1 protein-coding gene and 1 pseudogene are annotated in these 323 nt (G+C 38.7%); both read left to right on the top strand.

All coding sequences use genetic code 11. The features are described from left to right. Nucleotides 1-116: pseudogene (locus ACFINZ_RS10230) on the top strand (ribonuclease III); the annotation flags it as partial. Further along, nucleotides 109-323: GTPase (locus tag ACFINZ_RS10225; RefSeq protein ID WP_375701453.1), on the top strand; the 215-nt coding region annotated here is incomplete at its 3' end. The pseudogene ACFINZ_RS10230 and the gene ACFINZ_RS10225, both read left to right, overlap by 8 nt.

Genomic DNA, 323 nt, shown 5'->3' with positions numbered 1-323 from the left:
TTGCGTCGGAGATTGGGCAAGGAAATTCTAAACGATGTGCTGAAAGAATGGCAGCTGAAAAAATTTTACGACGAGAGGGTATATGGGAAACAATGGAAAAAAATAATCATGAATGACGTTATGAAAACGCGTTCTGGTTTTGTTGTACTCATTGGAATGCCTAATGCTGGGAAGTCGACATTGGTGAATCAGTTAGTTGGAACGAAGGTTTCAATTGTAACGCATAAAGTGCAAACGACACGAACTTTAATCCGAGGTATTGTCATTCATGATAATGCGCAAATTGTATTGATTGACACACCAGGTGTTTTTTCTCCTCATAA

Origin of the sequence: Bartonella sp. AA81SXKL (assembly GCF_042196945.1) — a bacterium.
In the GTDB taxonomy this organism is placed as follows: domain Bacteria; phylum Pseudomonadota; class Alphaproteobacteria; order Rhizobiales; family Rhizobiaceae; genus Bartonella.
The sequence above is the reverse complement of the archived record's forward strand: the minus strand, read 5'-3'. Positions and strand labels throughout refer to the sequence as shown.